The sequence below is a fragment of the Kitasatospora sp. NPDC059747 genome (assembly GCF_042732955.1).
GTDB lineage: Bacteria > Actinomycetota > Actinomycetes > Streptomycetales > Streptomycetaceae > Kitasatospora.
Genome location: NZ_JBHWGV010000243.1, coordinates 1 through 4,296, shown reverse-complemented (window position 1 = coordinate 4,296; position 4,296 = coordinate 1). Strand labels below are relative to the sequence as shown.

General features: G+C 72.4%; 4 protein-coding genes and 1 pseudogene. 3 read left to right on the top strand and 2 right to left on the bottom strand.

Annotated elements, in window-relative coordinates; translation table 11 throughout:
- Together ACFV4G_RS43085 and ACFV4G_RS43080 are read right to left on the bottom strand one after the other, a co-directional pair.
- Positions 1 to 146 (bottom strand): annotated as a pseudogene (locus tag ACFV4G_RS43085) (electron transfer flavoprotein subunit beta); the annotation flags it as partial.
- 349 nt (positions 147 to 495) lie between these two features.
- Positions 496 to 822, bottom strand: a complete 327-nt coding sequence (locus ACFV4G_RS43080) for a thioredoxin family protein (protein WP_380449061.1) — start codon at positions 820 to 822, stop codon at positions 496 to 498.
- 335 nt (positions 823 to 1,157) lie between these two features.
- Between ACFV4G_RS43080 and ACFV4G_RS43075 the strand changes: the two genes are divergently transcribed.
- The 3 genes from ACFV4G_RS43075 to ACFV4G_RS43065 all read left to right on the top strand — a co-directional run bounded on the left by ACFV4G_RS43075 (position 1,158) and on the right by ACFV4G_RS43065 (position 4,168).
- On the top strand, positions 1,158 to 1,583 hold the full coding sequence (locus ACFV4G_RS43075) for a DUF4395 domain-containing protein (protein ID WP_380449059.1): 426 nt from the start codon (positions 1,158 to 1,160) through the stop codon (positions 1,581 to 1,583).
- A 217-nt stretch (positions 1,584 to 1,800) separates the two neighbouring features.
- A complete protein-coding gene (locus tag ACFV4G_RS43070) occupies positions 1,801 to 2,571 on the top strand; it encodes a lysophospholipid acyltransferase family protein (RefSeq protein WP_380449058.1) in 771 nt (256 codons plus the stop codon).
- A gap of 232 nt (positions 2,572 to 2,803) precedes the next feature.
- On the top strand, positions 2,804 to 4,168 hold the full coding sequence (locus ACFV4G_RS43065; protein ID WP_380449056.1) for a TolB family protein: 1,365 nt from the start codon (positions 2,804 to 2,806) through the stop codon (positions 4,166 to 4,168).
- Positions 4,169 to 4,296: the final 128 nt, after the last annotated feature.

The window sequence follows — 4,296 nt, the reverse complement described above, 5'->3', positions numbered from 1 at the left end:
CGCAGCGCCTGCTCCACGCCGTACTCGTCCAGCTCCGACAGGAGGCCGTCCACGCCCTCCCGGTCGGTGGTGTGGTCGTCCGCGAAACGACGGTCGCCCGTCGCGTCCGGCACGTGCTTCACACAGACAACGATCCTCAAGCTCACGGCCTGTCTCCTGTACTGGTCTCGTCCGGCGGCTGCGGCTGTGCAAGCCGGTGCGAACATGGTTCGCACCTGCTCCGGGCAGCGGATTTCCCGTGCCGGTCCGGAACTTCCTGGCAGCATACTCGCCGGTAGCCCAGTGGTCACTACTGGCCAGTAGCTTACGCCGGAAGGGCTGCACCACCGCCTGCGCCCATCCTGCCCCAGCCCACCCCCGACACCACCCGACGGGGCGGCACATCCGCGGCGGGATTCCCGGCGCCGACGACGAACCGATGACGGCGAACAGATGACAGGTGACAGATAACAGATTTCGTCATCTGTTATCTGTCATCTGTTCGCCGTCACGTGCTCAGACCGCCCGCCCGAGCGCCGCGATCACGTCCGCCTTGCGCGGCATCCCGGCCGCCCGTCGCACCACGCGCCCACCGGCGTCCAGGACGAGCACGGTCGGCGTCCGCAAGATCTCCAGCCGGCGCACCAGCTCCAGCCGTTCCTCCGCGTCCACCTCGACGTGCGCGACGCCGTCGACCATGCCGGCCACCTCCGCGAGCACCCGCCGGGTCGCCCGGCAGGGCTGGCAGAACGCCGTCGAGAACTGGACGAGCGTTGCCCGCTCCCCCAGCGCCCCGCCCAGCTCCGCCTCCGACAGCCGGACCGTCCCGTTCTCGGTGGACACCTTCGACCTCCCGTCGCACCTTCACCAGCAGCAGCTCGCGCCCCACCGCCGCCACCGGCAACCCGGTGACGCACAGCCAAAGGACCCGCCCGCCCCCAGTCTGCGGCAGTCTCATGCTCATCCCAAAAGCGGATTGTCATAGACAGGTCGCCCGCCGACGCTCGGCCCGCGTAGCATCGGCGAGTGGATTCCGACCGCCCTTCGCAGCCGCCGATACCGACCTCCCGCCGCCACGTCGCCCTGGGCCGGGCCACCGCCTCCCGCTGTCACCGTCGCTGACGCGCCGCCCGCACGCGCCCCCCGCCGCCGCCCGTCGCGACCCTCCCGGAGCCCCTGTGCAGATAGACCCCCGCGGCCCCCGCTTCTCCGCCGCGCTCAGCGCGATCGTCCTCGCCGCCGTGCTGATCACCGGCAGCGGCTCGCTCCTCGCCCTCCAGGCCGCCGTCTTCGCACTCCCCGCGTTCGGCGGCCTGCGTCTGTCCCCCTACGGCTGGCTCTACCGCACCTTCGTCCGCCCCCACCTGGCGCCGCCCACCGCGACCGAGGACGAGCGCCCGCCGCGCTTCGCCCAGGGCGTGGGTCTGGTCTTCGCCGCCGTCGGCAGCCTCGGCTTCCTCAGCGCCGTCCCCTGGCTCGGCCTGCTCACCACCGCGTTCGCCCTGGCCGCGACCTTCCTCAACGCCGCGTTCGGCTACTGCCTCGGCTGCGAGATGTACCTGCTGATCCGCCGCGCCCAGGGCCGCCCCGACGTCGTGGCCTGACCCGACCGGGAAAAGTTCCCACCTCGATTCATCACCGATATCACACGGCGAATATCCGCTTGACGGCACGCCTCAGGTGACAGCAGGCACTCGTTCGGGGGATCATCTCCGTGTATCACCCGTGACCGCCGCGGCGTGCCGTGCTCCGGTCGGCCCCCGCGCAACGGCGCGGGTCCCCGCCGTACCGGGCCCCGGCCCGTGGAAGTCAGGACTGACCGTGGCAGAGTTCGTCTACCCGCCGGTGATCGGCGCCGCACTCACCGCCTTCCGCGCGCTCGACGTGCGCATCAAGATCGTGGGTGCCGAGCACATCCCCGCCAAGGGCGGAGCCGTGCTGGTCAGCAACCACATCAGCTACCTCGACTTCCTCTTCGCCGGCCTCGGCGCCTACCGCGGCGGCAAGCGCAAGACCCGCTTCATGGCCAAGGACGACGTCTTCAAGCACGGCGTCTCCGGCCCGCTGATGCGCGGCATGAAGCACATCCCGGTCGACCGGACCGACGGCCAGCCCGCGTACGAGGCCGCGGTGCGCGCCCTCAAGGCCGGCGAGGTCGTCGGGGTGTTCCCCGAGGCGACCATCAGCCGCTCGTTCATGCTGAAGAAGTTCAAGACCGGCGCCGCCCGCATGGCCGCCGACTCCGGCACCCCGCTGCTGCCCGTCGTCCTGTGGGGCACCCAGCAGCTCTGGACCAAGGGCCGCCCGAAGACCCTGACCAAGCGGCACGTCCCCGTCACCATCATGATCGGCGAGCCGATCCACCTCACCGCCGGCGACAAGCCGGTCATGGTCACCCGGAGACTGCGCGCCGCGATGAGCGAGATGCTCGACCGCGCCCAGCGCGAGTACCCCGGCAAGCCCTCCGGCCCGAACGACACCTGGTGGCTGCCGGCCCAGCTGGGCGGCACCGCGCCCACCCTGGAGGTCGCCGAGGCCGAGGACGAGGCGGAGGCCCTCGCCAAGGCCGAGCGCCGCGCCGCCAAGGGCTGAGCCCGCCGACCGGTCCCGGCCCTTCACCGCCCGGGTCCGTCGCCTCCCCTGCCTGCCGCCCCCACTCCGCCATTACTCCGTGTGGCCGAGCGAACGCGCTCCGACGCGTGTCGCCCGGCCGCCGACACCTCCCGTCTGACACAGTGACAGACCCGTTCGGGGGCCTTCGTCCTGAATCGGCGACGGAGCGAGAGTCGGAGCGGCCGCGAGGCCGGAGACGGAGATGACGCGGATGACCGGCACAGGGCAGTCAGCCACGACCAGGGCCCGCACCCGCGCAAGCGCCGGTGCGGGCCTTCTGCTGCTGGGCACCCTGCTCGCCGGCTGCGGAGCCGAGCCCGGCGAGATCCCGCTCTCCGAGATCCGGCCCGAGAGCCCCACCGCCACGCCCGAGCCGACGACCGCCTCCCCCACCCCCGGCGTCGTCGGCGCCGCGGCCGGTGCCACCGGCGCCGCCGCGGTGGCGGCGCACAACGGCCTGATCGCCGGCCGGGCGTTCGTCGACCCCGGCCGCACCACCAGCGCCATCGTCACCGTCGGCCCCGACGGGAGCGGCGAACACCAGGTCACCCAGCCGCCCGCCCGCGCCCGCGACGACCGTCCCGACTGGTCCCCCGACGGCAGCACCATCACCTTCGACCGCACCGACCCGCAGACGGGCACCGCCCGGCTCTGGACGGTCGCCGCGAGCGGCGACGGCGAGCACCAGATCGGCCAGCTCTGCGAGAACGGCACCGCCGACTGCAGCAACGAGGACGAACGCGCCCCCGCCTACTCCCCCGACGGCACGCAGCTCGCGTTCAGCCGCTCCTGGGGCGCCGTCAACCCGGCCGGCAACAACACCACCCAGATCCAGTACTCCGACCTCTACCTGATGGCCCCGGACGGCACCAACGTCCAGCGCCTCACCTTCCTCACCAACGACAAGCCGTACTCCGGCGAGGTCGGGAACCCCAGCTGGTCCCCCGACGGCAAGCGCCTCGCCTTCGAGTACCGCACCGGCGCGAGCGGACAGCCCGCCAACTCCCGGGCCGTGTACGTCGTGAACACCGACGGGACGGGCCTGCGTCAGCTCACCCCCTGGGAGCTCCGCGCCGGCGACCGCGCGAGCTGGTCCCCGGACGGCAGCCAGATCCTCTTCACCACCTACCCGGCCGGCCCCGAGAACGCGCCCGGCGGCGGCATCTACACCGTCCACCCCGACGGGAGCGCCATCGCCGCCCTCACTCCCGCCCCTTCCGACGCCTACTACGGCGCCGCCTCCTACGCACCCGACGGCCGGTCGATCGTCTTCGCCCAGGCCCCCGCAGGCGCGACCGCCGACCTCTACAGCATGCAGCCGGACGGTACCGGGGTCGCCCGGCTCACCAACAGCGCCGGTCAATGGCTCAGCCGGCCGAAGTGGGGCACGGCCGCGCCGTCCGCGCCCGCGGCGCCCACCCAGGCCACGGCCCAGGCACAGGCGCCGGCCCAAGCTCAGGCCCCGGCTCAGGCACCAACCCAGGCGCCGGCACAAGCCCAACCGTCGGCGAACGCCCAGGTGAACCCGCAGGCCCCGGACGGCCAGGACGGCCAGGACAGCGAGGACGACAACTGAGCCTCTCCGGAAAATCACCGGAAACGCAAAAAGACCCACTCCCGATCGGGAGTGGGTCTTTTTGGAATGATTGTTCGGCGGCGTCCTACTCTCCCACAGGGTCCCCCCTGCAGTACCATCGGCGCTGT

What these genes read in the sequence shown, in the direction of transcription:
- ACFV4G_RS43065 (WP_380449056.1), top strand. Translation starts at nt 2,804, where the DNA reads ATGACCGGCACAGGGCAGTCAGCCACGACCAGGGCCCGCACCCGCGCA.